The 24,363-nt window shown below is 70.5% G+C and carries 27 protein-coding genes and 2 pseudogenes; 20 read left to right on the top strand and 9 right to left on the bottom strand.

Features of this window, described 5'->3' with window-relative positions:
- Positions 1-6 precede the first annotated feature (6 nt).
- The 3 genes from AB0O01_RS10530 (at position 7) to AB0O01_RS10520 (ending at position 3,608) form a co-directional block, all read left to right on the top strand.
- Positions 7-714 (top strand): GntR family transcriptional regulator, encoded by a 708-nt coding sequence (locus AB0O01_RS10530; RefSeq protein WP_365312098.1) that lies wholly within the window; start codon positions 7-9, stop codon positions 712-714.
- Positions 715-1,061: 347 nt separating this feature from the next.
- On the top strand, positions 1,062-3,104 hold the full coding sequence (locus tag AB0O01_RS10525; RefSeq protein ID WP_365312445.1) for an ABC transporter ATP-binding protein: 2,043 nt from the start codon (positions 1,062-1,064) through the stop codon (positions 3,102-3,104).
- 81 nt (positions 3,105-3,185) lie between these two features.
- A complete protein-coding gene (locus AB0O01_RS10520) occupies positions 3,186-3,608 on the top strand; it encodes a hypothetical protein (protein ID WP_365312097.1) in 423 nt (140 codons plus the stop codon).
- A 26-nt stretch (positions 3,609-3,634) separates the two neighbouring features.
- On the opposite strand, the gene dmpG is transcribed toward AB0O01_RS10520, so the two are convergent.
- Together dmpG and AB0O01_RS10510 are read right to left on the bottom strand one after the other, a co-directional pair.
- On the bottom strand, positions 3,635-4,684 hold the full coding sequence (gene dmpG / locus AB0O01_RS10515; protein WP_365312096.1) for a 4-hydroxy-2-oxovalerate aldolase: 1,050 nt from the start codon (positions 4,682-4,684) through the stop codon (positions 3,635-3,637).
- Positions 4,681-5,652: an acetaldehyde dehydrogenase (acetylating) gene (locus tag AB0O01_RS10510; RefSeq protein WP_365312095.1), complete on the bottom strand. Its 972-nt coding sequence runs from the start codon at positions 5,650-5,652 to the stop codon at positions 4,681-4,683. The genes dmpG and AB0O01_RS10510 overlap by 4 nt, the downstream gene beginning before the upstream one ends.
- Positions 5,653-5,817: 165 nt before the next feature.
- Here AB0O01_RS10510 and AB0O01_RS10505 point away from each other — a divergent pair, with 165 nt between their 5' ends.
- On the top strand, positions 5,818-6,690 hold the full coding sequence (locus tag AB0O01_RS10505) for an IclR family transcriptional regulator (protein ID WP_365312094.1): 873 nt from the start codon (positions 5,818-5,820) through the stop codon (positions 6,688-6,690).
- A gap of 47 nt (positions 6,691-6,737) precedes the next feature.
- Here AB0O01_RS10505 and AB0O01_RS10500 read toward each other — a convergent pair whose 3' ends face one another.
- The 4 genes and pseudogenes from AB0O01_RS10500 to AB0O01_RS10485 all read right to left on the bottom strand — a co-directional run bounded on the left by AB0O01_RS10500 (position 6,738) and on the right by AB0O01_RS10485 (position 9,124).
- Positions 6,738-7,214, bottom strand: coding sequence for a nuclear transport factor 2 family protein (locus AB0O01_RS10500; protein ID WP_365312444.1), 477 nt, complete (start codon positions 7,212-7,214; stop codon positions 6,738-6,740).
- A gap of 72 nt (positions 7,215-7,286) precedes the next feature.
- A pseudogene (locus AB0O01_RS10495) lies at positions 7,287-7,499 on the bottom strand (cupin domain-containing protein); the annotation flags it as partial.
- A gap of 123 nt (positions 7,500-7,622) precedes the next feature.
- Entirely contained in the window at positions 7,623-8,522 is a 900-nt protein-coding gene (locus AB0O01_RS10490; RefSeq protein ID WP_365312093.1) for an alpha/beta hydrolase, read from the bottom strand.
- Entirely contained in the window at positions 8,522-9,124 is a 603-nt protein-coding gene (locus AB0O01_RS10485; protein WP_365312092.1) for a quercetin 2,3-dioxygenase, read from the bottom strand. Before AB0O01_RS10485 ends, AB0O01_RS10490 begins: the two co-directional genes overlap by 1 nt.
- 101 nt (positions 9,125-9,225) lie before the next feature.
- On the opposite strand from AB0O01_RS10485, the gene AB0O01_RS10480 reads away from it, so the two are divergent.
- The 12 genes from AB0O01_RS10480 (at position 9,226) to AB0O01_RS10425 (ending at position 18,257) form a co-directional block, all read left to right on the top strand.
- The gene (locus tag AB0O01_RS10480) at positions 9,226-10,164 is read left to right on the top strand and encodes a LysR family transcriptional regulator (protein WP_365312091.1); all 939 of its coding nucleotides are present in this window, start codon (positions 9,226-9,228) and stop codon (positions 10,162-10,164) included.
- Between the two features lie 150 nt (positions 10,165-10,314).
- Positions 10,315-10,641 carry a PadR family transcriptional regulator gene (locus tag AB0O01_RS10475; protein WP_365312090.1) on the top strand — a complete coding sequence of 109 codons (327 nt, stop codon included), beginning with the start codon at positions 10,315-10,317 and terminating at the stop codon, positions 10,639-10,641.
- Positions 10,638-10,994, top strand: a complete 357-nt coding sequence (locus AB0O01_RS10470) for a DUF1048 domain-containing protein (RefSeq protein WP_365312089.1) — start codon at positions 10,638-10,640, stop codon at positions 10,992-10,994. Before AB0O01_RS10475 ends, AB0O01_RS10470 begins: the two co-directional genes overlap by 4 nt.
- A gap of 1 nt (position 10,995) precedes the next feature.
- The gene (locus AB0O01_RS10465) at positions 10,996-11,322 is read left to right on the top strand and encodes a DUF1048 domain-containing protein (RefSeq protein ID WP_365312088.1); all 327 of its coding nucleotides are present in this window, start codon (positions 10,996-10,998) and stop codon (positions 11,320-11,322) included.
- A gap of 357 nt (positions 11,323-11,679) precedes the next feature.
- Positions 11,680-12,810, top strand: coding sequence for an ATP-binding cassette domain-containing protein (locus tag AB0O01_RS10460; RefSeq protein WP_365312087.1), 1,131 nt, complete (start codon positions 11,680-11,682; stop codon positions 12,808-12,810).
- On the top strand, positions 12,807-13,598 hold the full coding sequence (locus AB0O01_RS10455) for an ABC transporter permease (protein WP_365312086.1): 792 nt from the start codon (positions 12,807-12,809) through the stop codon (positions 13,596-13,598). The genes AB0O01_RS10460 and AB0O01_RS10455 overlap by 4 nt, the downstream gene beginning before the upstream one ends.
- A gap of 220 nt (positions 13,599-13,818) precedes the next feature.
- Positions 13,819-14,649, top strand: a complete 831-nt coding sequence (locus AB0O01_RS10450; protein ID WP_365312085.1) for an SDR family oxidoreductase — start codon at positions 13,819-13,821, stop codon at positions 14,647-14,649.
- Between the two features lie 130 nt (positions 14,650-14,779).
- Positions 14,780-15,784: an AraC family transcriptional regulator ligand-binding domain-containing protein gene (locus tag AB0O01_RS10445; RefSeq protein WP_365312084.1), complete on the top strand. Its 1,005-nt coding sequence runs from the start codon at positions 14,780-14,782 to the stop codon at positions 15,782-15,784.
- A gap of 95 nt (positions 15,785-15,879) precedes the next feature.
- Positions 15,880-16,395, top strand: coding sequence for an SRPBCC domain-containing protein (locus AB0O01_RS10440; protein ID WP_365312083.1), 516 nt, complete (start codon positions 15,880-15,882; stop codon positions 16,393-16,395).
- A 78-nt stretch (positions 16,396-16,473) separates the two neighbouring features.
- Positions 16,474-17,412 (top strand): oxidoreductase, encoded by a 939-nt coding sequence (locus tag AB0O01_RS10435; protein WP_365312082.1) that lies wholly within the window; start codon positions 16,474-16,476, stop codon positions 17,410-17,412.
- 126 nt (positions 17,413-17,538) lie between these two features.
- Positions 17,539-18,138: a VOC family protein gene (locus AB0O01_RS10430; protein ID WP_365312081.1), complete on the top strand. Its 600-nt coding sequence runs from the start codon at positions 17,539-17,541 to the stop codon at positions 18,136-18,138.
- Complete coding sequence (locus AB0O01_RS10425) at positions 18,135-18,257, top strand: hypothetical protein (RefSeq protein WP_365312080.1); 123 nt, start codon at positions 18,135-18,137, stop codon at positions 18,255-18,257. The genes AB0O01_RS10430 and AB0O01_RS10425 overlap by 4 nt, the downstream gene beginning before the upstream one ends.
- Positions 18,258-18,424: 167 nt before the next feature.
- Here AB0O01_RS10425 and AB0O01_RS10420 read toward each other — a convergent pair.
- Positions 18,425-18,586, bottom strand: a pseudogene (locus tag AB0O01_RS10420) (pirin family protein); the annotation flags it as partial.
- Between the two features lie 96 nt (positions 18,587-18,682).
- Between AB0O01_RS10420 and AB0O01_RS10415 the strand changes: the two are divergent.
- Positions 18,683-18,967 carry a hypothetical protein gene (locus tag AB0O01_RS10415; RefSeq protein WP_365312079.1) on the top strand — a complete coding sequence of 95 codons (285 nt, stop codon included), beginning with the start codon at positions 18,683-18,685 and terminating at the stop codon, positions 18,965-18,967.
- Positions 18,968-19,230: 263 nt separating this feature from the next.
- Here AB0O01_RS10415 and AB0O01_RS10410 read toward each other — a convergent pair whose 3' ends face one another.
- Positions 19,231-19,797 (bottom strand): flavin reductase family protein, encoded by a 567-nt coding sequence (locus AB0O01_RS10410; protein WP_365312078.1) that lies wholly within the window; start codon positions 19,795-19,797, stop codon positions 19,231-19,233.
- A 180-nt stretch (positions 19,798-19,977) separates the two neighbouring features.
- Positions 19,978-20,841: a helix-turn-helix transcriptional regulator gene (locus AB0O01_RS10405; protein WP_365312077.1), complete on the bottom strand. Its 864-nt coding sequence runs from the start codon at positions 20,839-20,841 to the stop codon at positions 19,978-19,980.
- A 260-nt stretch (positions 20,842-21,101) separates the two neighbouring features.
- Here AB0O01_RS10405 and AB0O01_RS10400 point away from each other — a divergent pair, with 260 nt between their 5' ends.
- The 3 genes from AB0O01_RS10400 to AB0O01_RS10390 all read left to right on the top strand — a co-directional run bounded on the left by AB0O01_RS10400 (position 21,102) and on the right by AB0O01_RS10390 (position 24,217).
- Complete coding sequence (locus AB0O01_RS10400) at positions 21,102-21,977, top strand: helix-turn-helix transcriptional regulator (protein ID WP_365312076.1); 876 nt, start codon at positions 21,102-21,104, stop codon at positions 21,975-21,977.
- A gap of 500 nt (positions 21,978-22,477) precedes the next feature.
- Positions 22,478-23,317: an SDR family NAD(P)-dependent oxidoreductase gene (locus AB0O01_RS10395; RefSeq protein ID WP_365312075.1), complete on the top strand. Its 840-nt coding sequence runs from the start codon at positions 22,478-22,480 to the stop codon at positions 23,315-23,317.
- 117 nt (positions 23,318-23,434) lie between these two features.
- Positions 23,435-24,217: an SDR family oxidoreductase gene (locus AB0O01_RS10390; protein ID WP_365312074.1), complete on the top strand. Its 783-nt coding sequence runs from the start codon at positions 23,435-23,437 to the stop codon at positions 24,215-24,217.
- The last annotated feature ends 146 nt before the right edge of the window (positions 24,218-24,363 follow it).

Here is a 24,363-nt window from a genome sequence, read left to right as displayed (position 1 = left end):
CACCCGATGAGCGAGCAGGGACGGCGGTCCATCCTTCCGGCCGGGGCGGGGCACGCGCCGCCCGCGCCCCGGCTCTCGCTCACCGAGCAGGTGTACCGGCGGCTCAAGGACGACATCCTCGAAGCCCGCTGCACCCCCGGCCAGCTCCTCCTGGAACCGGAGCTGGCGGCCCGCTACGGCGTGTCCAAGACGCCGGTCCGGGAGGCGCTGCGGCTGCTGGTACAGGAGGACTGGGTCACGGTGATGCCCCGCAAGGGCTATCTGGTGCGCCCGGTCCATCTGGAGGACATCCGCGAGGTGTTCGAGATCCGGCATCTGCTGGAACCCGCGATGGCGGCCACCGCCGCCACCCGGCGCGGCCCGTCCGATCTCGACCGGCTCACGGCCCTGTACGCCGAGCAGGAGCGCTCCGGCCCGGACCCGGCCGAACCGCTCCGCGCCGCTCGCGCCTTCCACACCCGGCTGGCCGCCGTCACCGGCAACCGGCGGGCCGCCACCATCCTCGGCGGCCAGTTGGACGAGGTACGGCGACTGCACCGGCTGATGCCGGAGGCGGAGCGCCGTCTGACCTCCGGGGTGGAACTGACCGCCCACCACGGGCTGCTGTCCGCCGTCCGCGACGGCGACCCCGACAAGGCGCGCCGCCTCATGAGCGAGCATCTGACGCAGATGGCGGCCACGATGGTCGACGCATTCGTGGGGACGCGGCGCTAGCGGAGCCCACCGGGCTCACCCGCCTCCTCCCCTCTCCCCCTCCCCCCGGACAGCGGTGCGGCACGCCTCCGGCAACCGAAATCACGTTCTGGACCCCGCCCGCGCATACCCGTGACGGCGACGGAAAGCCCCCCGTTGCCCCCTCACGTGTCCGCACCCGGTCCCGATCACCCCCCTGCCCCCTCCGGAGGAGCCAGCATGCACCCCTTACGCCGCTCCGCACCGCCCCGACCCACGTACGCAGCCACCGCCGCCACAGCCGATGCCGATGCCCATGCAACTGCCACCGCAACTGCCCGGGGAGGCGCCCGGTGAAGAGATTCGTCCGGTTCTTCGGCCCGGTGAAGATGGCGGAGCCCCGCGTGTCCGACGCCGAGCGGGAGCTGTTCGGCGGGCCGCTCCGCTACGACCTGGGCTGGTCCCAGCACGAGCACGCGGGACTCGACCTGACGATGATGTCCGCGCTGCGCTCCATGCCCGCGCTCGTCGGCGCGACCCTGCGCCTCGCGTGGCAGGCGGACCGGCGGGCGCTGCTCGCGGTGGTGGTCAGCGAGATCGGCCAGGGCGTCGCCGCGGCGGTCGGCCTGCTCGCCGTCAACGCGGTGATGCACGCCCTGCTCGCCGGTTCCGGCAGCGCCCACGAGCGGCTGCACGCGCTGCTGCCCGGCCTGCTGGCGGCTGCCGCCGTCGGGGTCGCGAACTCCGCCCTGGCCGCCTGGTCGACGTCCCGCGCGGGGCGGCTGGAACCGAAGGTCGAGCGGATCGCCACCACCCAGTACCTGGCCGCCGCCGTCAGTGTCGAGCTGGAGGCCATCGACGACCCCGACTTCCGGCGGCTCCTGGACATCGCCGAGCACGGCCCGGTCTCCGCGCGCCGCATGATCGGTGCCTGCGTCGCCGCCCTGAACGGTCTGATCTCCCTGGTCACCACCGCCGGTGTGCTGGCCGTGCTGCACCCCGCCCTGCTGCCCATGCTGATCCTGATCGCCGCGCCGCGCGGCTGGGGCGCCATGCGCGTCGCCCAGGAGCGGTACGTGTCGGTGATGAGCTGGATCGAGCATGTGCGGGCCAGCCGGCTGATCGGCAATCTGCTCACCGAGCGCACCGCGGCCCAGGAGGTCCGGCTGCACGGCGTCGGCGCCTTCCTCCTGGGCCGCTACCGGCGGATGGCCGAGAGCGCCGAGGCCGAGCAGGAGCGCCTCGCCTCCAGCAAGGCGCTCACCGAGTGGGTCGCCTCCGCGCTGTCGGGCCTGGCGATGGCGGTGACGTACGGGGCGATGCTCTGGCTGATCATGGCCGGGCACATGAGCCTCGCCGTCGCCGGGACCGCCGTCGTCGCCGTGCGGACCGGGTCGGCGAGCCTGGGCGCGCTGGTGATGAACGTCAATCAGCTCCACGAGGAGTCGCTCTACGTCCGTGACCACGGCAGGTTCCTGGACCGGGCCGCGCGGCGCACCCTCCCGGTGGGCGGCGACCCGGTGCCGGAGCGGATCAGCGAAGTCGTCCTCGACCGGGTCACCTACCGCTACCCCGAGCGGGAGTCGGCCGCGCTGGAACAGGTGTCGCTGACCCTGCCGATGGGGTCGGTGACCGCGGTGGTGGGTGAGAACGGCTCCGGCAAGAGCACGCTGATGAAGATCCTGTCGGGTCTGCTGCTGCCCCAGACCGGCACCCTGCGCTGGGGCGAGGCGGACATCCGGGGCCTGGACCGCGCCGGGGTCTTCGAGCGGGTCTCGCTGCTCACCCAGGACTTCCAGCGCTGGCCGGTGACCGCCGCGATGAACATCCGCCTCGGCCGCCCCTCCCGGCCCGCCGCACCGCGGGACCTCCAGCCGTCGGTGGAGTACGCCGGGGCCGGTCCCGTCATCGCCAAGCTCCCCGACGGGCTGCACAGTCTGCTGGCGCGGATGTTCCGCGGGGCGATCGAACTCTCCGGGGGCGAATGGCAGAAGGTGGGTCTCGCCCGCACCCACTGGCGCAGTTCGACCTCACGGGCGGACAGTGTCCTCATCGTGGACGAACCCACCTCGGCGCTCGATCCGGAGGCCGAGATCGAGGCGTTCGACCGCATCCGCCGTCTCGCCGCCCCCGACCGGGCCGTCGTCCTGGTCACCCACCGCATGTCCGGCGTCCGCCACGCCGACCACATCTACGTCCTCAACCAGGGCCGCCTCGCGGAACACGGCACGCACGACGAACTCATCGCGGCGCGGGGGCGGTACGCCGCGATGTTCGACGCGCAGGCGGCCCAGTACGCCCCGACGACCTCGACGACCCGGATGGCCTCGACGACCCAGACAGCCCCGACAGCCCCGACAGCCCCGACAGCCAAAGCGTCCCCGACGATCCCCCACCCCACGCACCCCACCGTCACGGCCGACCCCGCCTGACCCCGACGGGGACGGCCCCGCCCGGCGACCACGGCCGCCGCCGCCCCGCGGCGACCACGGCCCCCGCCCTATGATCGCGCGGTGAAGATATGGACGGATCCGCCGGCCGCGGCCGATGTAGAAGCCCTCATCCACCGCTACTTCGATCTGCTCCGGGCCGGGCAGCTCACCGAGGCCGCACAGCTCGTCGACCACGCGTCGAACCGGCATGTCCTGACCGCCCTGTGGAAGGGCTCGGTGGGCGTGAACGCCGAGGCGGACGGGACGACATGGACTCTCTCCCTCACCGACGACCACGACCACGATCACGACCAGAACCACGACCTCCACCTGTCCTGGCTCCGCGAACTGACACTCGGCCCCTTCCACTGGGGCCACACGGGCCACGACCACGTCTACGTCGAGATCGTCCACGACTCCCGGATCATCGAGGTGTCCCTCGGCTTCTGGGTCAAGCCGGTGGACACCGGCTGGGTCCTGGCGGGACCGTCCACGCTCTGGTGAGCGGGACCGCTACTCACCGCACCCGCTCAGTCGCCCCGCCCGGCCGTCAGATCGAGGGCGATGTCGACGATCATGTCCTCCTGTCCGCCGACCAGTCCCCGGCGTCCGGCCTCCAGGAGGAGGGTGCGGACGTCGGTGCCGTACCGCTCGGCGGCGGTCTCCGCGTGGCGCAGGAAGCTGGAGTAGACGCCTGCGTAGCCGAGGGTGAGGGTCTCGCGGTCGACGCGGACCGGACGGTCCTGGAGCGGCCGGACGAGGTCGTCGGCGGCGTCCTGGAGGGCGAGGACATCGCAGCCGTGCCGCCAGCCCATCAGATCGGCGACCGCGACGAACGCCTCGATGGGGCAGTTCCCCGCCCCGGCGCCGTGCCCGGCGAGGGAGGCGTCGACACGGGTGACCCCGTTCTCGACGGCGACGACGCTGTTGGCGACGGACAGGGAGAGGTTCTCGTGGGCGTGGATGCCGAGTTCGGTCCCGCTGTCCAGGACATCGCGGTAGGCGCGGATCCGGTCGCGGACGTCGTTCATGGTGAGCCGGCCGCCGGAGTCGGTGACGTACACGCAGTGGGCGCCGTAGCTCTCCATGAGCCGGGCCTGTGCGGCGAGGTGGGCGGGCGGGGCCATATGACTCATCATCAGGAAGCCCGATACGTCCATGCCCATTTCGCGGGCGGTGGCGATGTGCTGGGCGGAGACATCGGCCTCGGTGCAGTGGGTGGCGATCCGCACGGACCGCACCCCGAGGTCGTAGGCGCGCACGAGGTCCTGGACGGTGCCGACGCCGGGCAGCAGGAGGGTGGTGAGGCGGGCGTGGGTGAGGTGGGCGGCGGCGGCCTCGATCCACTCCCAGTCGCTGTGCGAGCCGGGGCCGTAGGTGACCGAGCCGCCGGCGAGGCCGTCGCCGTGGGCGACCTCGATGGCGTCGACACCGGCCGCGTCGAGGGCGGCGGCGATCCGGCCCACGTCCCCGGGGCCGATCCGGTGCCGGACGGCGTGCATGCCGTCCCGCAGGGTCACGTCCTGGACGAAGACGGTCGTGGGGCTGGTAGTGGTCGTGGTGTCGGTGTGCTGGCTCATCGCCGGTTCCCTTCGCGCTGGGCGATCCGCTGGGCGATCCGCTCGGCTACCCGGAGCGCGGCGGAGGTCATGATGTCGAGGTTCCCGGCGTAGGCGGGGAGGTAGTGGGCGGCGCCCTCCACCTCCAGGAACACCGAGACCCGGTGGGTGGGCCGGGTGGTGGCGCCGGGGGCGAGGAGGGTGTGCACGGGCTCGCCGGGCGGGACCGGGTCGATCTGCACCGCCTGCTTGAGCCGGTAACCGGGGACGTAGGCCGCCACCTCGTCGACGGCCTTGGCCACCGAGGCGCGGATCCGCTCGCGGACCCCGGGATCGTCGGCGGTGACCAGGCAAAAGACGGTGTCGCGCATGATGAGCGGCGGTTCGGCGGGGTTCAGGATGATGACGGCCTTGCCGCGCTCGGCGCCGCCGACGACGCGGAGGGCGTGCGAGGTGGTCTCGGTGAACTCGTCGATGTTGGCGCGGGTGCCGGGGCCCGCCGAGCGGGAGGAGATCGACGCGACGATCTCCGCGTACGCCACCGGCACGACCCGGGAGACGGCCGCCACGATCGGGAGGGTGGCCTGGCCGCCGCAGGTCACCATGTTCACGTTCGGCGCGTCGAGATGGTCGTCCAGATTGACCGCGGGGACGACGAAGGGGCCGACGGCGGCCGGGGTGAGGTCGATCAGCCGCTTGCCGAGCGGGGCGAGCCGGGCGTGGTGGGCGGCGTGCGCCTTGGCGGAGGTCGCGTCGAAGACGATCCCGATGTCCGCGGCGCCGGGCATCGCGAGCAGGCCCTCGACGCCCTCGTGGGTGAGGGGCACCTTCATCCGGGCGGCCCGTGCGAGGCCGTCCGAGGCCGGGTCGATGCCGACCATCGCGCCCATCTCCAGATGCCGGGAGTGGCGGAGCACCTTGATCATCAGATCGGTGCCGATGTTGCCGGAGCCGATGATGGCCACCTTGGTCCTGTGTGTGTCGGTCATGTCGGTCACGTGTCCCCTCCCTGCCGGGTCCGGCACGGTTGTCCGGGAGACGGGCGCGTCTCCCGAGCCGGCCGCTGTCCCAGTGCACAGGCGGGGCTGTGCCGGGGACCATGGGTGTGGTCCACTGAGCGGACCAGGAGGTGAGCGGGGAGGAGGGAGCGGCACATGCCCGACACGCCAACGCCCCGCGGCCCGGGGAACCGGCTGGACGAGCCGCCGGGGCCGGACGGACCATCGGGGCAGGACGGACCATCGATGCCGGACGAGCGACCGGTACTGGACGAGCGACCGGTGCTGGACGAGAGGTCGGTGCTGGGCCGGTCGATGCGGATCCTGCACGCGTTCGGCGCCGAGGACCGGGGCGTGGGGCTGATGGAGCTGACCCGGCGGACCGGACTGCCGAAGGCCACCGTGCACCGGATGGCACAGGATCTGGTGACCGCCGGACTCCTCGCGGTGGGCGACCGCGGCTACCGGCTGGGCCGGGGTCTGTTCGAACTGGGCATGCTGGCGGCGCCCGAGCGCAGTCTGATCGAGGTCGCGGTGCCGTTCATGCAGGACCTGTTCCTGCGCACCGACGAAACCGTGCACCTGGGCATCCGGGAGGGCACCGAGGTGGTGTACATCTCCAAGGTCGGCGGCCACCGCCAGGCTCCCACCCCGACCCGCCTCGGCGGCCGGATGCCGCTGTACTGCACGGCCATCGGCAAGGCACTGCTCGCCCACGCCCCCCGCTCCACCGTCCGCCAGGTCCTCAGCGGCCCCCTGGAGCGCCGCACCCCGCGCACCCTCGTCCAGCCGGGCCCGCTCGGCAGACAACTGGACCGGATCGTCGCCGAGGGCGTGGCCTACGAGTACGAGGAGTGCCTGCCCGGCATCACCTGTGTCGCCGCGCCGGTACTGGACCCCGACGACCGCCCGCTCGCGGCGATCTCCGTCACCGGCCCGTCCACCCGCTTCCGCCCCGAACGCCACCAGGCGTCCGTACGGGCGGCGGCGGCCGGAACGGCGTCGATCCTGGCCCGCCGGGGAGGGTGAGCCCGCCGGGGGGGCAGGGGCCCGGCGCGGGGCCGCCCTTTCCGTGGTCAGGCGATCGTCGCCGCAAGGAACTTGGCGGTGTCCACGAACTGCTCGAAGCGGACGATGAGCCCGCCGCGCACGACGAAGTGATGGGCGACCCGGACATCGAGCGCCTTGCCGGTCCCCCGGTGGGTGCCGGTGTAGCGGGCCAGCACCACCACGTCCTCCCCCTCCACGACATAGGTGTCGTCGTGGACCGTGAGGCCGCTCCACTCCTTGGCCAGCCGCTCCATGACACCGGAGACGACGGCGTCCGGGGTGCGGTACGTGCCGGCCAGCGGGAAGCCCGCCATCGCCGTCCACTCCACATCGTCGGCGAGAGTGGCCCGCAGGGCGTCGAGGTCGCCGCGGACGGAGGCGAGGTACTGGCGCCGCACCACATCGGCGGGGGCGGCGGAGGTCCCGTGGGCGGTGTTCCCGGTCAAGGCGCGTCCGTCCGTTCGTCGGTACTGCTCGTCGGTGACCGGCTCCAGCCACTCCATGTCGGGCGTGCCGTCGCCACGGCTCTCGAACAGGGCGATGTGCTCCATGAAACGGTCGGGGGCGGCACCGTGCCAGTGGTCCTCACCGGCGGGGCAGGTCACGGTCTCCCCGGGGTGGGCCTCGACGACCGTGCCGTCGCGGATGCCGACGAGCGCGACGCCGGAGACGATGTGCAGGGTCTGGCCCAGGACGTGGCGATGCCATTTCGTCCGGGATCCCGGCGCGAACCGCACCAGGGTGGCGCGCAGCCGGGACGGATCCTCACCGGCATGGATCACGTCCATCCAGACATCGCCGGTGAACCATGCGGCGGGGCCCTTCGTGGTGGCCTGCGGTGTGCGGAGTTCCATGGTGACCCTCCAGGGTGGGGTGAGGTGGTCCGGTGGTTCGTCCGCACGGGAGGGCGGCTACGGGAGCACCGATCGGGCGAAGGCGACGGCCCGGTCGAGCAGCGGTGCCGCGTCGTCCGTACCGGCCCAGAGGTGTCCGCCGCCTTCGACCAGGTGGAGGTCGACAGGGACACCAGCGGCGCGCAGGGCGGTGGCCAGGGTCCGGCTCTGGCTGCTGGGCACCAGCAGGTCGTGGGTGCCGTGGGCGATGTGGAAGGGGGGCGCGGCTGCGGAGACATGGGTCACCGGGCTGGCGAGCCGGGCGAGTTCGGGGACCTGGTCCACCGGGCTCCCCAGGAGCAGTGCCTCGCGCGAGGGCGCCGCGGGGGGAGGCGTCGGCCGGCTCAGGGTGAGGAGGTCGGTGGGGCCGTACCAGTCGATGACGGCGGTGACCTGGCTGGACGGTCCGGTGACGCCGACGGTGCCCTCCAGTGCGGGGTGGCCGGGGGTCAGGCCGAGCAGCGCGGCCAGGTGGCCGCCGGCCGACTCGCCGAAGGCGATGATGTGCTCGGTGTCCAGGCCGAGTTCGTCCCGGCGGTGGCGCAGCCAGCGGACGGCCGCCTTGACGTCGTGCAGTTGCGCGGGGAACGTGGCCTCGCCGGAGAGCCGGTACTCGACCGCCGCCACGGCGAACCCGGCCCGGGTGAGCACCGTCCAGGGGTCGGGGGTGACACCGTCGAAGGCCGGGCCGAACTCACGGCGGCTGCCGAGCCGCCACCCGCCGCCGTGCAGGTGGACGATCACCGGGGCGGGCCCGTGCGCCTCGGGCAGGTAGAGGTCCAGGGTCAGGGGCCGGTGGCCGGGGATCACCGCGTAGACGGCCTCGGGGATCAGCCGGGCGCCGCCGCCGCTGCTGCGGGTGCGGGGCTGCGGGAGGGGGGCCGTCGCCGGGCCGGGGAGCCGGGGTGCGCCGATCATCAGGAGCCGAGGTCGATGTCGGGGCGGTGGGTGTTCCGGAAGCGGCTGCCGGCTTCCCTCAGCACGTCGGGGGAGGCGAAGAACGGCTCGGGAGGGATGCCGCCGCGCAGATCGGTGGGCAGGCCGACCGCGTGGAAGAAGCGCTCGAACCCGCCGGTGGCGACGCCGATGGCCTTCGCCCGCGGGGTGAGGATGTGGTAGTTGTGCACCAGACCAGCCGGTACGAAGGCGAAGTCGCCGGGGGCGAGGACCTTCTTGACCCGCTTGCCCTGCCTGTCGTCCATCCTGACTTCGAGTTCACCCTCCATGACGTAGAAGACCTCGTGGACGTCGTCGTGGCTGTGGGCCGGTACCCATTCCCCGGCCGGGCCCTCCATGACGAAGCAGCCGAACTGCCCGTCGGTCTCGTCGCCGCTGATCAGCACCGTGAACAGTTCGTTCCCCACGACGGACCGCTCGCCGTCGCCCGCTTCGAGGAAGTACGGCTCGGGGCTGCCCGGCAGGGTGGGCCAGGAGGGGTGCCGGGGTGTGGTCGTGGTGTCGGGGGTGTGGTGCGTGCTGTGTTGCGCGCTGTGTTGCGCGCGCAGCTCGTGCAGGGTCATGACCGGCTCGCCTTCGAGTGGGTGGGGATGCCTTCGATCCTGTACCTGCCGTGCGGTGGGGTCCAGTTGGATCTGGGGGCGTGATTGTTAGGCTCGTCCTTGTGAAGCAGGTGGGCGGCCCCGATGTGTCGATCACGACGCTGCGCTACTTCGTGGCGGTGGCGGAGGAACTGCACTTCGGGCGGGCCGCCGAGCGCCTGCACATCACGGTGCCGTCACTGAGCCAGCAGATCAGCCGGCTGGAGCGGCGGCTCGGGGTTCCGCTGCTGGCGCGCACCTCGCGGCAGGTGTCGCTGACCGGTGAGGGGCGGTCCCTGCTGGAGCTGGCCCGGCGTTCTCTCGCCGCGCAGGAGGAGTTGCTGCGGTGGGCGGCGCGGCTGCACACACCGCGTCTGACGGTGGGGCTGATCGCCACGGGGGCCGGGCCCTGGACCACACCGATCCTGACCACGCTGGTCCACCGTGTCCCGGGGCTCCGGCTGGAGTTGCGCCGGCTGGGCCTGGCGGACGCGCTGCCCTCGCTCCGGGAACGGCGGGTGGACGCGGCGTTCGTCCCCTTCCCCCCGCATCTGCTGGACCCGGACATCCGCGCCCTCGCCATCTGGAGCGAGCCCCGGGTGCTCGTCGTCGCCGACAGTCATCCTCTGGCGCGGCGGGAGGCGATCGGCATCGACGAGTCGAACGGACTGGAGTTCATCCACCCCGCCGCGCAGCCGTCGGACCGCAGAAACGCCTGGTGGACCGTCGATCCCCGCCCCGACGGCACCCGGGTCAGACACGCCGCGCCCGCCGAGGACCTGGAGGAGATCCTGGCGCTGTGCGCCACCGGCGCCGGGGCGAACATCGCGGGCGCCTCCGCCGCCGAGTACTTCCCCCGGCCCGGTCTGGCCTTCGTACCCATCACCGACATCGAGCCGATGACCGTGTCCCTGTGCTACCTGGCCGACACCGCCGACCGCACCCTGGCCACGCTGGAACAGATCGTCACGGACCTGATCACCCCACCACCGCCGCCCACGCCCGCTTCCACCATGCCCTAGCCACCCTCCAGCGCCCTCGGCCCACCCCTCGCGCTCCCCCTCCTCGCCCCGGGAAAGCAGGCCCGGTCCCCATCCCCTTCCCCACTACTCGGTGATACCGTATAGTGGTACTCGGTACTACGGAGTACCACCAGGCCGAGGGGACGCGCGTTGGACGACCTGACGGAGATGCTGAAGGGCACACTGGAGGGCTGCGTGCTCGAAATCATCGGCACCGAGGAAACGTACGGGTACGCCATCACCCGCCGGCTCAACGAACTGGGCTTCACCGACGTCGTCGAGGGCACGGTGTACACGATCCTGCTGCGCCTGGAGAGGAACGGCCTCGTCCAGGTGACGAAACGACCGTCCGGGGTCGGCCCACCGCGCAAGTTCTACGCGCTCAATGACGCCGGACGCGAGGAACTCGCGACGTTCTGGAAGAAGTGGCAGTACGTGTCCTCACGCATCGACAGACTCAAGGAGGGCGGGAGATGAACTTCTGGGAGACCGTCACAGGAAGTGATCTCACCAGGGAATGGAAGGCGTTCGAAGCGCGGGCGGCGATCCTGCCGACCGGCCATCGGGCGGCGTGGGAGCAGATCAAGGCCCACCTCTTCCCCTACGGAGACTTCACCGGCCGCAATCTGATGCCGATCCTCGACGCGGCCCTGGCGCTGCTCGAAGAGACGGCGAGGGACGGGCAGAGCATCGAGGAGGTCCTCGGCGACGACATCCAGGGCTTCTGCACCGCACTGGCCGGCGGCGAGGGGGCTCGAACGTATCGCGACCGATGGCGCAGACAACTGAACCAGAACGTCGCCCGCAAGCTGAGCAGGCTGGGAGGCTGAGATGGGCATCCAGGACATCATCGAGGGCAAGAAGCAGTGGCGGGCCCATGTGGCGCGGGTCAAGGCGCTCCCGCCGGACTACCGGATCGTCTATCAGGAGATGCAGAAGTACCTGTTCAAGGTCGGTCCGGTCGAGTTGTCGGACGGACCGCTGCTCCCCGGGATCGTCGACTTCTTCGAGGAGGGCGCCGCCTCGGGCAGGGGGGTTCTGGAACTCATCGGCGACGATGTCGCCGCGTTCTGCGACGATCTGATCAAGGACTCCCGTACCTACGCGGACATCTACCAGGACTCCCTCGGCAAGGACCCCGGCACGGCCGGGAAGTAACATCCCCGGCGCGCTCTTCCCCCAGCAGCCGTGGGCCCCGCCGCCCGCGCACCCGGCTCGCCCGGCGCGGCGCCGCATGAACCCGCGCAGGCGTGAACAGGTGTGAACAGGTGTGAGCCGAAAGCCCGCCTGAAGCCCCCGCGCCCACCGCCCGCGCCCGCTACCCGCATCCGCTACCCGCCCCCACCGCCGCGATGGCCGCCGCGCCCGCCGCGCCCGCCGCCGAGCGGGAACAGGGCCGATGACACCTGCCCCGGTCCGGCGCGCCGACCCGGCCCCGCGCCCTCGCGCACCCATGCCCCCGCGCTCCGAATCTCCGAGTCCCGGCGAAACTCCCGTACCCGAAGGGAATCCCCTATGCCCAAATCTGTCATGCCCACATCCACCCACCAGGGCGACAGCCATGGCGATGTCCATGGCGACGGCCATAGGGACGGCCATAGCGGCGACAGCCCTGGCCACAGCGACAGCCACCCCTCCCCCACCGCCGTCTCCGCCGTCGGGCTGCGCAAGGCGTACGGCGACAAGCAGGTCCTCGACGGTGTCGATCTGCGCATCCCGGCAGGTTCCGTGTTCGCGCTGCTCGGGCCGAACGGCGCCGGCAAGACCACCGTCGTGAAGATCCTCTCCACGCTCATCACCGCCGACGCCGGTGCACTGCACGTCGGCGGGCACGACCTCGCCGCCGAGCCGCAGGCGGTGCGTGCCGCGATCGGTGTCACCGGGCAGTTCTCCGCCGTCGACGGTCTGATCACCGGCGAGGAGAACATGCTGCTCATGGCGGACCTGCACCATCTGCCCAGGAGGGAGGGGCGCCGGGTCGCGGCCGGACTCCTGGAGCGCTTCGACCTCACCGGGGCCGCGAAGAAGCCCGCCTCGACCTACTCGGGCGGCATGCGGCGCCGTCTCGATCTGGCGATGACGCTGGTCGGCAGCCCGCGGATCATCTTCCTCGACGAACCGACCACCGGCCTCGACCCGCGCTCCCGCCACACCATGTGGCAGATCATCCGCGGGCTCGTCGCCGACGGTGTGACCGTCTTCCTCACCACCCAATATCTGGAGGAGGCCGACGAACTCGCCGACCGTATCGCCGTGCTCCACCACGGCACGATCGCCGCCGAGGGCAGCGCCGACGAACTCAAGCGGCTCATCCCGGGCGGGCACGTCCGCCTCCGCTTCACCGACCCCGCCGCCTACCGCGCCGCCGCCACCGCCCTGCGCGAGGTCACCCGCGACGACGAGGCACTGTCCCTGTCCCTCCCCTGCGACGGCAGTCAGCGCGAACTGCGCTCCGTGCTCGACCGGCTCGACTCGGAGGGCGTCGAGGCGGACGAACTGACCGTCCACACCCCCGACCTCGACGATGTCTTCTTCGCCCTGACCGGCCCCGGCCACCCCTCCCACCGGTCGGCCCCGCCCGCCCCGCCCGCTCCGTCCGCCCCGCCCAACCAGTCGTCCAACCCGTCCGAGGAGACCGCCCGATGAGTACCGTCCCGCTCGCTGTGCGCGACTCCGGCACCATGCTGCGCCGCACCCTGCTGCACGCCTGGCGCTATCCGTCCGGGACGCTGAACCTGCTGCTCACGCCGATCATGATGCTGCTGCTCTTCGTCTACATCTTCGGCGATGTGATGAGCGCCGGCATCGCCGGGGGCGGCGCGAACCGCTCCGACTACATCGCCTACATCGTCCCCGGCCTGCTCCTGATGACCGTCGGCAGCACCGTGATCGGGGCGGCGGTCTCCGTCAGCGTCGACATGACCGAGGGCCTCACGGCCCGGTTCCGCACCATGGCGATCTACCGGGGCGCCCTGCTCGTCGGACATGTCGTCGGCGGAGTGGTCCAGTGCGTGCTCAGCGTGGTCCTCGTCGGCGCCGTGGCGGTGGCGATGGGTTTCCGTTCCACGGACGCCACGGCACTGGAGTGGATCGCCGCGTTCGGGCTCGTCACGCTGTTCGCGACGGCGCTGACCTGGATCGCGGTCGGGATGGGCGCGGCGGCCCCGAACCCCGAGGCGGCCGGCAACATGGCCATGCCGCTGATCCTTCTCCCGCTCATCTCCAGCGCGTTCATCCCGGCCGAGACCATGCCGGGCTGGTTCCAGCCGATCGCCGAGTACCAGCCCTTCACCCCCGCCATCGAGACCCTGCGCGGTCTGCTCCTCGGCACCGGGATCGGCGGCAACGGCTGGATCGCCCTCGCGTGGTGCGCGGGTCTGACGGTGCTGGGCTACCGCTGGTCGACGGCACAGTTCAACCGCGAACCGAAGTAGTCCCGAGTAGCCCCGGATCGGCCCGTCCCCATACAGCCCCGCTCAGTCCAGTCCGGCTCAGCCCGGTTCGGACGCGGAACGGCTGCTGCTTCGTCCTCCCGTACTGCTCCAGGTTGCCGGACGGCACATGGTGTGGCGCGATCGGATGGGACCTTGGCGTCATCGGTCACTGTGGCGGGTGATCCGGGTGCCTACTGTCGTCAGCGAAAGGAGCATCGACATGACGCAGACCGTTCTCATCACCGGGACGTCCACCGGGCTCGGACGCGCAATCGCCAAGCTCTTCCGGTCCCGGGGCTGGAATGTCGTGGCGACCATGCGCAACCCCGGCGCGGAGCAGGAGTTCACCGAACTCGACAACATGCTCGTCACCTATCTCGACGTACAGGATCCCGAATCCATCGAGGCCGCTGTCCGGGCGGCGCTGGCCCGCTTCGGCCGTATCGACGCGCTGGTGAACAACGCGGGATACGGCGCCTACGGGCCGCTGGAGGCCACCTCGCTCGACAGGATTCACCGGCAGTTCGATGTGAACGTCTTCGGTCTGCTCGCGACGACGAAGGCGCTGCTGCCGCATTTCCGCGCCAACAGGAGCGGGACGATCGTCAATATCTCGTCCATGGGTGGACGCGTCGCGTTCCCCCTGGGCACCCTGTACCACGGTACGAAATTCGCCGTCGAAGGGATCTCCGAGGCCCTCCAGTACGAAGTGAGTGACATCGGCGTGCGCGTCAAGGTCGTCGAGCCCGGCACCATCAGGACCGACTTCGGCGGACGGTCCTTCGACTTCAGCAACGACCCGGCTCTGTCGGAGTACCAGCCGATGGTGGAAGCGGTCTCCAACGCCTTCGGCCCGATGGCCGGGGCAGCGCCGGAGCCCGAGGCCGTTGCCGAGACCGTCCACCGGGCCGTGACCGACGGCACCGGCACCCTGCGGTACGTGGCGGGTGCCGACGCCGAGCAGCTACTGAAGGCTCGTGCCGACGCCGATGACGCCACGTTCTTCGCCGGAGTGCGCGCTCAGTTCGGACTCCGCCCTGCAAGCGAATGACAAAGCAAAGGACAAAGCAAAGGACAGAGCGCAGGACAGAGCGCAGGACAGGGCGCAGGACAGGGCGAAGAACAAAGCGAATGATAAATTGAACGCGGGAATCTATCTCGACTCACGGTAGATGATGCATATGCAGACCTATGCACTGGACGCTACCTGGCGTGCCATTCTGAAGGATCTCGATGTCGTGCCCGCCCATGTGCTACGTCGTGCCGGGCTGGCCGAGGACCTGTTCGTACAGCCGTCGGTGAAGCTCATACCCAGGGACTACTACCGTCTGTGGAACAGCATCGAGGCCGAGACAAGGGATCCCGCATTCCCTGTCCGGCTGTGCGAGATGTTCCGCGCCGAGTTGTTCTCCCCACCGTTGTTCGCGGCTCTGTGCAGTCCCGACTTCGTGGTCGCCGCACAGCGGATCGGGCAGTACAAGAAATTGATCGCACCGATGCGCATGACCGTGCCGGAGAGTGATTCGGCGGTCGCCGTCGAGTTGTCCTGGCCCGGTGGGGAGCCCTCTCCGCCCACTTCGCTGGTGATGATGGAACTGCTGTTCTTCGTCGCCCTCCTGCGGATAGGGACCCGCGAGGAGGTGAGTCCGGTCGCGGTGACCACCACGACCCTGCCCGACGTGATGGAGCCGTACACAGAGTTCCTCGGAGTCCCCCTGCGCGCGGGCTCCACCCACCGGGTCGTGTTCTCCACCGACGACGCGACCCTGCCGTTCCTCACCCAGAATGAGCCGCTGTGGGCCGCATTCGAACCCGAACTGCGTCGGCGGCTCGGCGATCTGGAGGAATCGGCGACCACCGCCGAACGGGTTCGGGCAGCGCTGCTGGAGACATTGCCGAGCGGATCGACATCCATGGACACGATCGCCCGAAAACTGACGCTCAGCAGACGAACGTTGCAGCGCCGCATCGAAGCGGAGGACACCAGTTACCAGCAGATCCTGGACACTACGCGGAACGATCTGGCACGGCATTATCTCCTGAACACCGAATTGTCGGTCGCCGAGGTTTCCTTCCTCCTCGGTTTCAGCGAGCCGAATTCCTTCTACCGGGCGTTCCGTACGTGGACCGGCACGACCCCGGACACAGTGCGACGTACGCGGACCCCACAGGCGTCACCGCGCTGACATCCGGGTTTCCCGGCCCGCGCGGCCCGCCGCGATCCGGTACGACACGTCGGCGCGGCGCCTCCCTCCACACACCTGCGCACGAAGGACACGCCATGCCCATGCCCAGCGGCACCGAACCCCACCCCACCGACGACTGGCCCACCGGCTACGACCCCCGCGCGTACCCGGTCCACGCCTACAACGAGATCCGCACCAGCCTGCCGCCGGAACGGCTCTGGCCCGTCCTGACCGACGCGGCGGCGTGGCCGCACTGGTACGGCAATGCCCGCAAGGTCGCCCTCCAGGGCGGACACGACCGGCTCGCCGACCGGGTGACCTTCACCTGGGTCACCTTCGGCATGGCCATCACCAGCAGGGTGCACGAATGCATCCCCACGCGCCGGCTCGGCTGGATCGCCCAGGGATCCCTCGGCTCCCTCGGCTACCACCGCTGGGACCTCACCCCCACCGCCGATGGCGGAAGCCTTGTCGTCACCGAGGAGGTCCAGAGGATGCCCCTGGCCCGTCTGATCGGCCCGCTGGTGCGCCGCGCGATGGAACGCGAGCACCAGAACTGGCTCGACGGCCTCGTCCGTGTCGCCGCCGAGGCCGCAGAACCCCTTCCATGACTCCCGGCACCATCACCACCCCGGCGGAGGACAACCCCGACGGGGCCCGCTGAACGACCATCCACCCGGAGGCAGAACATGAGCTGGACCGCCGAGGACATCCCCGACCAAGGCGGCCGTACGGCCGTCGTCACCGGCGCCAACGGCGGGCTCGGACTCGTCACCGCCAGAAACCTGGCGTCGAAGGGCGCGCACGTGGTGATGGCCGTGCGCAACCAGGAGAAGGCCGCCGCCGCGGTCGAGGACATCCGGGCCACCACCCCGGACGCCTCACTCGAACTGATCGCCCTCGACCTGTCCTCACAGGCGTCCGTGAAGGAGGCCGCGGCACGGATCCTGGCCGCCCACGACCGCCTCGACCTGCTGGTCAACAACGCGGGCGTCATGGCCATCGCCGAGACCCGCACGGCCGACGGCTACGAGATGCAGTTCGCCGTCGACCATCTGGGCCACTGGACCCTGACCGCGCTCCTGCTCCCCGCGCTCCTGCGTACACCCGGGTCCCGGGTCGTCACCGTGACCAGCACCGCCCACCACCTGGGCCGGGCCGTCAAGGTGGCGAATCCGCATCTGGAGGGCCGCTACGGACCGTGGCGCGCCTACGGTCAGGCGAAGCTGGCCAACTTCCACTTCGGACTCGGGCTCCAGCGCGAACTGGACCGGGCCGGCGCGCGCACGGCCAGCCTGATCGCGCACCCCGGACTGTCCCGCACCGATCTCCAGACGGTCAGCGTGCAGGGTTCGGGCGGCGGCGCCTCCCAGCGCTTCTTCCACGCCATGGCCCAGCGCACCGGCATGTCCCCCGACGACGGCGCGCTGCCGCAACTGCGTGCCGCCACCGACCCGGCGGCCAGGGGCGGCGAGTTCTACGGACCCCGGTTCGTGAACAACGGCGCCCCGGTCCGCAGGCCGGTCCTGCGCAGGGTCGGGATGGACCGGGCCATCGCGAAGCTCTGGGAGGTCTCCGCACGCGAAACCGGCGTCGCGCTCAGCGTGCGCATTCCGGCCGGAGCCTGAGCGGGCCACCACCGCCGTGATCCGCCGCAGCGGAGCGGCCGGCCACGCCCCGTGCGCGCGGCCCCGCACTGAACCGGGCCGGCGCCCCCGCTGCACAACCTCCCGACCAGCGAAGGTGAGAAGCCCATGCCATCTCCGGAGAAGCTTGCCCATGTCGTGCTGTGGACGCACCGGGTACCGCTCATGCGGGACTGGTACGTCGCGGCGCTCGACGCCCGTGTCGTGCACGAGAATCCGTTCGCCGCGTTCATCACCTACGACGACGAGCACCACCGCATCGCCGTGCTCGACCCGACGGGCGCCGAGGAGGCGATGGCCGACCGGGCGGGCACCGCCACCGCCGACCCGTCCCCCTCGGCACCCCGGCCTCCCCTCACCGCCGAGGAACTGGCGACACTCGCGCCGCACGGTCTCGCACACATCGCGTTCACCTACCGGGACCTGGCGGAACTGCTGGCGAACTACGAACGGCTGCGCCGCCTGTCGATCACCCCGCACACGACGATCAACCACGGCCCGACCACGTCGATGTACTACGCCGATCCGGAGGGCAATCAGATCGAGCTCCAGGTCGACAACTTCGCCACGGTCGAGGAAGGGACCCGGTTCATGGAATCCGACGCGTTCCGGGCCAATCCCATCGGCGTCCCCTTCGACCCGGACGAACTGCTCGCGCGGCTGGCCGCCGGAGAAGCCGCCGAAGACCTGGTGAGGCCGTCGTGGTGACAGGGCCGAGCCGGACCGGGTTCCGTCCGCCGACCGACACGGACCTGCCGCCCTTCCTCACCGGCGTCTGCACCCAGGACCAGAGACCGGCGGAGCAACTGAACACCCTCACCTGGTGAGACGAGCCGCACGGCCCTGACACCGCACCACGAGCTGTCCCCCGCCCCGAGCCTACGAGGATCCCCCCCCCCACCCCTCGTTCCCCCGTCACCCGTCACCCGTCACCCGTCGAGGGAACCCCCTGGCCCCTGCGTCCGCTCCCACCGGAAACCACGAGCACCAGAGGTCACCGCACCCGCCCACGCGGCTTCAGCGTCGTCGGTGGCAGCTCGGGGGCGGGCAGCCGCTCCCCCTCGTACCCCTTCACCTCCCCGAACCGCGTCCCGGCCATCCAGTCCTCGCGCGCCCGCACGATCTCCTCCTGGGACCGCCCGATCCAGTTCCAGAACCTAGCCCACTGTGCGCGCTTTCATGCAGGTCAGTGGTGTCTTGGGGTGCTGGCGGTCAGCAAACTGTCAGCATCGGCCGCAAGGGACAGCAGGTCATGGCTTCTGGTTCGTTGGTTCGTGGGATGGGGTCGTTCTTCAAGGAGTGTGGGCATCCGCGGTCGCGGTGGGCGAAGTGTCCGCACCTGTACGAGATCCGGTATCGGTCTGCGGCCGGGGGGCAGGTGGAGGAGTCGGGGTTCGGGACGCAGGACGAAGCGACCGAGGCAGCAGTGTGGGTCCGTCTGGCCGACGTGCAGGACGACACCGCGCTGTCACCTGCGGCTGCCGACGCCGTGAGCATGCTGGACCGCGCCAAAGCGGCATTCACCACCACTCGTTGAGAACTGAGATCAGCGCGGTCGCCTCGTACCGTCGCCTCGTACCGGACGGCCAATTTTTCGTACCTCGTGGCCGCCACGGCACGGTGACGCTGGAGCCGATTGATCCCGCGCTCCAGCTCCACCGCGCATCGTTCGCGATGATCGGTCTTTTCGAACGCTGGCGGCCTCCCGTCTCTGGGTCCGAGTTCGAGGCGATGTCTGCTGGAGCATGGAAACCCATGCACCGTCGCAGCATTGACTGCGACGGACGGCGGGGCGGTCGCCTACAGGAGGTACTGCCATTTGGCCATGCGGCTCTTGAGGTCGATGGTCGGTCCGTCGAGGGTGAAGGTTCCGTCTCCGCGATGGTGGAAGAGCTGCGGCTCGGGGTGTGCGGGGTCGGTCCAGGCCCTGACCGGCTCCAGGAGGAAGAGGTGGTAGGGCGCTACGAGGGTGCTGTCGGCGACCTTGCACTCGATGTTGGCGAAGCATTCGGCCACGAGCGGTGCCCGGACCTTTTCGCCGGGGACTGCGGTCAGGCCGAACCTCTCGAACTTGTCCACGTCGGCGCCGGAGCAGTTGCCGATGTCGACCACGGTGGCGGCCAGGTCCGCCGTCGGGATCGAGATCACGCACTCGCCGGTCTCGGTGAGGGCCCGGTAGCTGTGATCCCAGGGGCCGATGGTGCCCGCGATCAGGGGCGGGACGTGGCGCACCATCATGTTGAAGCCGTTGGTCATGACGTTGGGGATGCCGCGGTGCCGGGTGGTGACCAGGATGACGGGGCCGGGTTCGATCAGCCGGTGGATCTGGTCCAGGGGGTGGGGCCGGAGGTCGTTCACGGTGGTCATGTCTGCTCCCGGTGCTGTGCGAACTGCGCGCTGACGCGGTGGTCGGCGCGGTGCTTGTCACATCGAGTGTCGGGAGACGGAGACACGGTGATGAAGGCCGCGATGTTCCTGGGTGCGGCAGGACCAGCTTCCGCTGGTGTCCGGGTCGTCGTGGCCGTCGTGCTTGTCGTTGCTGCTCGCCTACGCCGGGTCGGCCGCCGGAGCTGTGGCTGTCCGGGGGGTGGTCGGCGGGGTGGCCAGGGCCCTGAGTGTGTCGAAGGCGGTGGCCGTCGGGCTGGCCGGTTCTGCTTGGTAGACGACGAGTTGCTGGTGCGGGGCGCCGTTGACGGTGAACGCGGCGAAGGCGATGTGCAGGTCCCCGACCTGGGGGTGCTTGAGGTGTTTGCCCTCCTGGGACTTGCTCTTCACATCGTGCAGCCGCCAGATCGCGGCGAACTCCTCGCTCCGGTCGGACAGTTCCGCCACGACTTCGGCGATGCGGGCCGATGCGGGGTCGTATCCGTAGGCGGCCCGCAGTTCGGCGACGCAGGAGTGCGCCGCGCGTTCCCATTCCTGGTAGAACTCGCGGCCGGCGGGGTCCACGAACACCATGCGGGCCAGGTTGTCGAACGCGTCGAACCCGCTGTGGAGAGCGGTGGCGAGGGAGTTGCCGGCCATGATGTCGAGGGCCGGGCCGATGACGAAGGCCGGGGTGTGGTCCCATCCGTCCATGAGCTGGAGGAGTTGCGGGCTGATACCGGTCTCGCCCCGGTCGCGTGGCCGCTGCGAGGGGGTGAGGCAGAGGCGGTTGAGGTGATCGGCGGCTTCCGCGTCCAGTTTCAGGGCCTGGGCGACGGCGTCGAGGACCTGGTGGGAGGGGCTGTTCTCGCGTCCCTGTTCCAGCCGGATGTAGTAGTCGGAGCTGACGCCGGCGAGCATGGCGACTTCTTCCCTGCGCAGCCCCCGGACCCGGCGTCGTCCGTGTTCGGGCAGACCGACGTCGTGCGGCTTCAGGGCTTCTCGGCGGGCTCGGAGAAAGTCACCCGGAGGGGTCCCATGGCTCATGCAGTCACACTAGGCGCTTTTCAGCCTGCGAGAGCGGCCGGTCGTGGATTTTGGCCCTTCGTAGCGCGGGCGTCGCGAAGGGTAGTCGCCTGTCCGGGCGGGCGAGGGCCGATCGGCCGTCCGGTTTAGGTGGATTACGCGATGCCGGGGACGTGGCGTGATCCGGCTCGTGTGTTCCCCGGGAGGTGCCCGCGTTCCTGGGTGTAATGCACCCACCGTCGGCGGCGCTGTGCGCGGTGTTCTCGGCCTACCTTGGCAGCATGGACAGAGATACGCGCCCTGGCCCGGGGGGAGGGCTGGGCCAGTTCCTCCGCTCGCGCAGAGAACGCCTCGGCCCCGCCGCTGCGGGGCTGCCCGGGGCGGGCCGCCGCCGGGTGCCGGGCCTGCGGCGCGACGAGGTCGCGGCGCTCTCGGGCGTCAGCCTCAGTTACTACAGCCGACTGGAGCAGGGCCGGGAGACCGGCCCCTCGCACCGGGTGCTGGAGGCTCTCGCCCGCGCGCTGCAACTCGGCGACGAGGACCGGGCCGAGCTGTTCCAACTGGCCCGGCCGGGCACCCGCCGTACGACGTCCCCAGCCCGGGTCGAGCGGGTCCGCCCGCATCTGCGGCGGCTGATCGAGGACTGGACCCGGACACCGGCCTTCATCGTCGGCCACGCCCAGGACCTGCTGGCCACCAACGCGCTGGCCGACGCCCTCTACCGTGAGTTCTCCCTGCACGACAACGTGCTGCGGATGCTCTTCCTGGACCCCGCCGCCAAGTCGTTCTACCGCAGCCCCGAGCGGGCCCGGCACCGTGCGGTGGCCGACCTCCAGCAGACCGCGGCCAGCACCCCCCAAGATCCCCGCACCCTGGAACTCGTCGGTGAACTGTCGGTGCGCAGCGGCGAGTTCCGCACCCTGTGGGCCCGCGAGTACATCCGCGTCCCGCCGTACGAGGTCAAGCAGATCCACCACTCCGTCGTGGGAGACCTGGAGTTGCGGCACGAGGCTCTCGACATCCGCAGCGCGCCGGGGCAGCAGCTCATCATCCTCCAGGCCGAGCCGGGATCCCCGTCCGCCGACGGACTGGCCCTGCTGGGCTCCCTGAGTGCGCCCGGACCGTCTCACCGGCAGCAGCCCCCGCACGGGTCCTGAGCCGGAGGACCGGCCAGGAGGAGCACGGCCGCGTGCCGTGGCCCGGCTTCCGGCACACACTTCGCCGCCCCAGGGTCCTTGCGGGGTATTCCGGTCGGAGGCAGTGAGGAATACCTGAGCCTTCCGGAAGACTCCCTGATGAATTTCTGCTGTTCGACCTTTCCGGTTCGGGGATCAACTGTCCCTGTTGTCCGCGCATTCTTTTCCTCCGGCGCCGGCGCCTTCTCTGATCGTCCGTGCGCGCTTCCGCGTGGGTGTGAGCGCCCCGCGCCTCGTGCGAGGCGCTCCCCGATCTCCCTCTGTCTGGAGGAAGTTGCCGCGCCGACAACCCTGCTCCGGCCCCGGCCCACGCCCACCTGCGCCGCGTCACTTGCCTAGGTGTGGGACACCCAGGAAAAAGACAGCCTTCATAGCCCTGTGGCCGAGGGGCACACTCGAAAACGTCAGCAGGAAAACCCCGGAAACGGGGAATCGAACGAACACCGAAAGAGGTTTTTCCCATGGCTACATGGTTTGTCACCGGCGCTTCCCGTGGAATCGGTGCGGAAATCGCCCGTGCCGCTCTCGCGGGTGGTAACAATGTTGTCGTCGCCGTACGGAATCCGGAGCGGGTGCCGGACGACCTCAAGAACTCGGACACCGTCTTCACGGTCGCCCTGGACGTCACGGACAATGACAGCATCCCGCAGGCGGTCGAGGCGGCCGTGGACCGGTTCGGCGGCATCGACGTCCTGGTCAACAATGCCGGGCGGGGTCTGCTCGGCGCGCTGGAGGAGATCACCGACGCGGAGGCGCGGTCGCTGTTCGACCTCAATGTGTTCGGGCTGATCAATGTCACCCGTGCGGTGCTGCCGGTCATGCGCAAGCAGGGCTCGGGCCGGCTGGTCCACATCGGTTCGCGCTCCGGCTTCGAGGGCGAACCCGGCGTCAGCCTGTACTGCGCCTCGAAGTTCGCGGTCGCCGGGATCAGCGAGGCCCTGTCCGTCGAGATGGCCCCGTTCGGTATCCAGTCGATGGTGGTCGAGCCGGGCGTCTTCCGCACCGACTTCCTCGACTCCAGCTCCCTCTCCGTCGCACAGAACCGCATCCCCGACTACGACGACACCCCCGCCCATGTGACGCTGGACTGGATCGACAAGGCGAACCACGCCCAGCTCGGCGACCCCGTCAAGGGTGCCGCGCTCATCGTCGAGGCCGGCTCCGCCGAATCGCTGCCCACCCATCTCTACCTCGGGCGCGACACCCTGGAGCGGCTGGACGTCAAGTACCGGCAGGTGCAGGCCGATCTCGCCCCCTGGCGGGAGAAGTCCGCCGCGACCGGGCACGACGACGACGCCTGATCCGACCCGCCCAACTCCGGTCACCGGCCGCTGATCACTGGCTGTTGGTCAGCAGCCTCCGGGCCGGTCATCCCCTCCCCCCCCCCGCACTCCCACTCCACAGATCGAGGTTCCGTCATGTCTTCTTCCGCCCTGCTCACCAGCACCCCCCTGTCCGGCCGGGTCGCCGTCGTCTCCGGCGCGTCCAGCGGCATGGGTGCCGTCACCGCCGCACGGCTCGCCGCGCTCGGTGCCATCGTCGTCGTCCTGGCCCGGCGCAAGGAGCGCCTCGACAGCCTGGTCAAGGACATCGAGGCGGCCGGCGGCACCGCCCTCGCGCTGGCCGTCGACGTGACCGACCGGGCCGCCGTCCAGGCCGCCGCCGACGAGGTCGCCGCCCGCTTCGGCAGGGCCGACCTGGTGTTCAACAACGCCGGCGTCCAGCTCGTCTCCGGTATCGAGGAACTCAAGGTCGATGAGTGGCAGCGCCAGATCGACCTCAACATCGGCGGCCTGATGAACGTCATCGCCGCGTTCGTCCCCCACCTGACGCAGGCCGCGGCCCAGGGCGGGCCCGCCGACCTGATCAACACCTCCTCCATCGCCGCCACCCGCATCCTGGAGAAGTTCTCCGTCTATTCCGGCACCAAGGCGTACATCAGCCACCTCACCCGGCTGCTCCGCGTCGAACTCGGCCGCAGGATGGTCCGCGTCGCCACCATCGAGCCCGGCATGGTCGACACCGAACTCCCCGACCACGTCACCGACCCCGACGCCTCCAAGCTGATGGCCGACCTGATCCACGACATCGACGTCCTCCAGTCCGCCGACATCGCCGAGACCGTCGCCTTCATGGCCGCCGTCCCGCGCCACGTCAACCTCACGGAGATCACCATCCTGCCCACGGCCCAGGCCATCTGACGTCACCCCAGGCCATCTAACATCACCTTCCGGCGTGGTGGGGGGGAGAGAGAACAGCTCAGCACTGCTCTCTCCCCCCACCACGCCGCAGTCCGTTCCGGGTGGCCGCGCAGGCGAGCAGTCGACGACCCGGGGACGGGACGGGA

This window comes from Streptomyces sp. NPDC093252 (genome assembly GCF_040683675.1).
Classification (GTDB): domain Bacteria; phylum Actinomycetota; class Actinomycetes; order Streptomycetales; family Streptomycetaceae; genus Streptomyces.
Note: the sequence above shows the minus strand (reverse complement) of the source record. Positions and strands in the feature narration are given on the sequence as shown.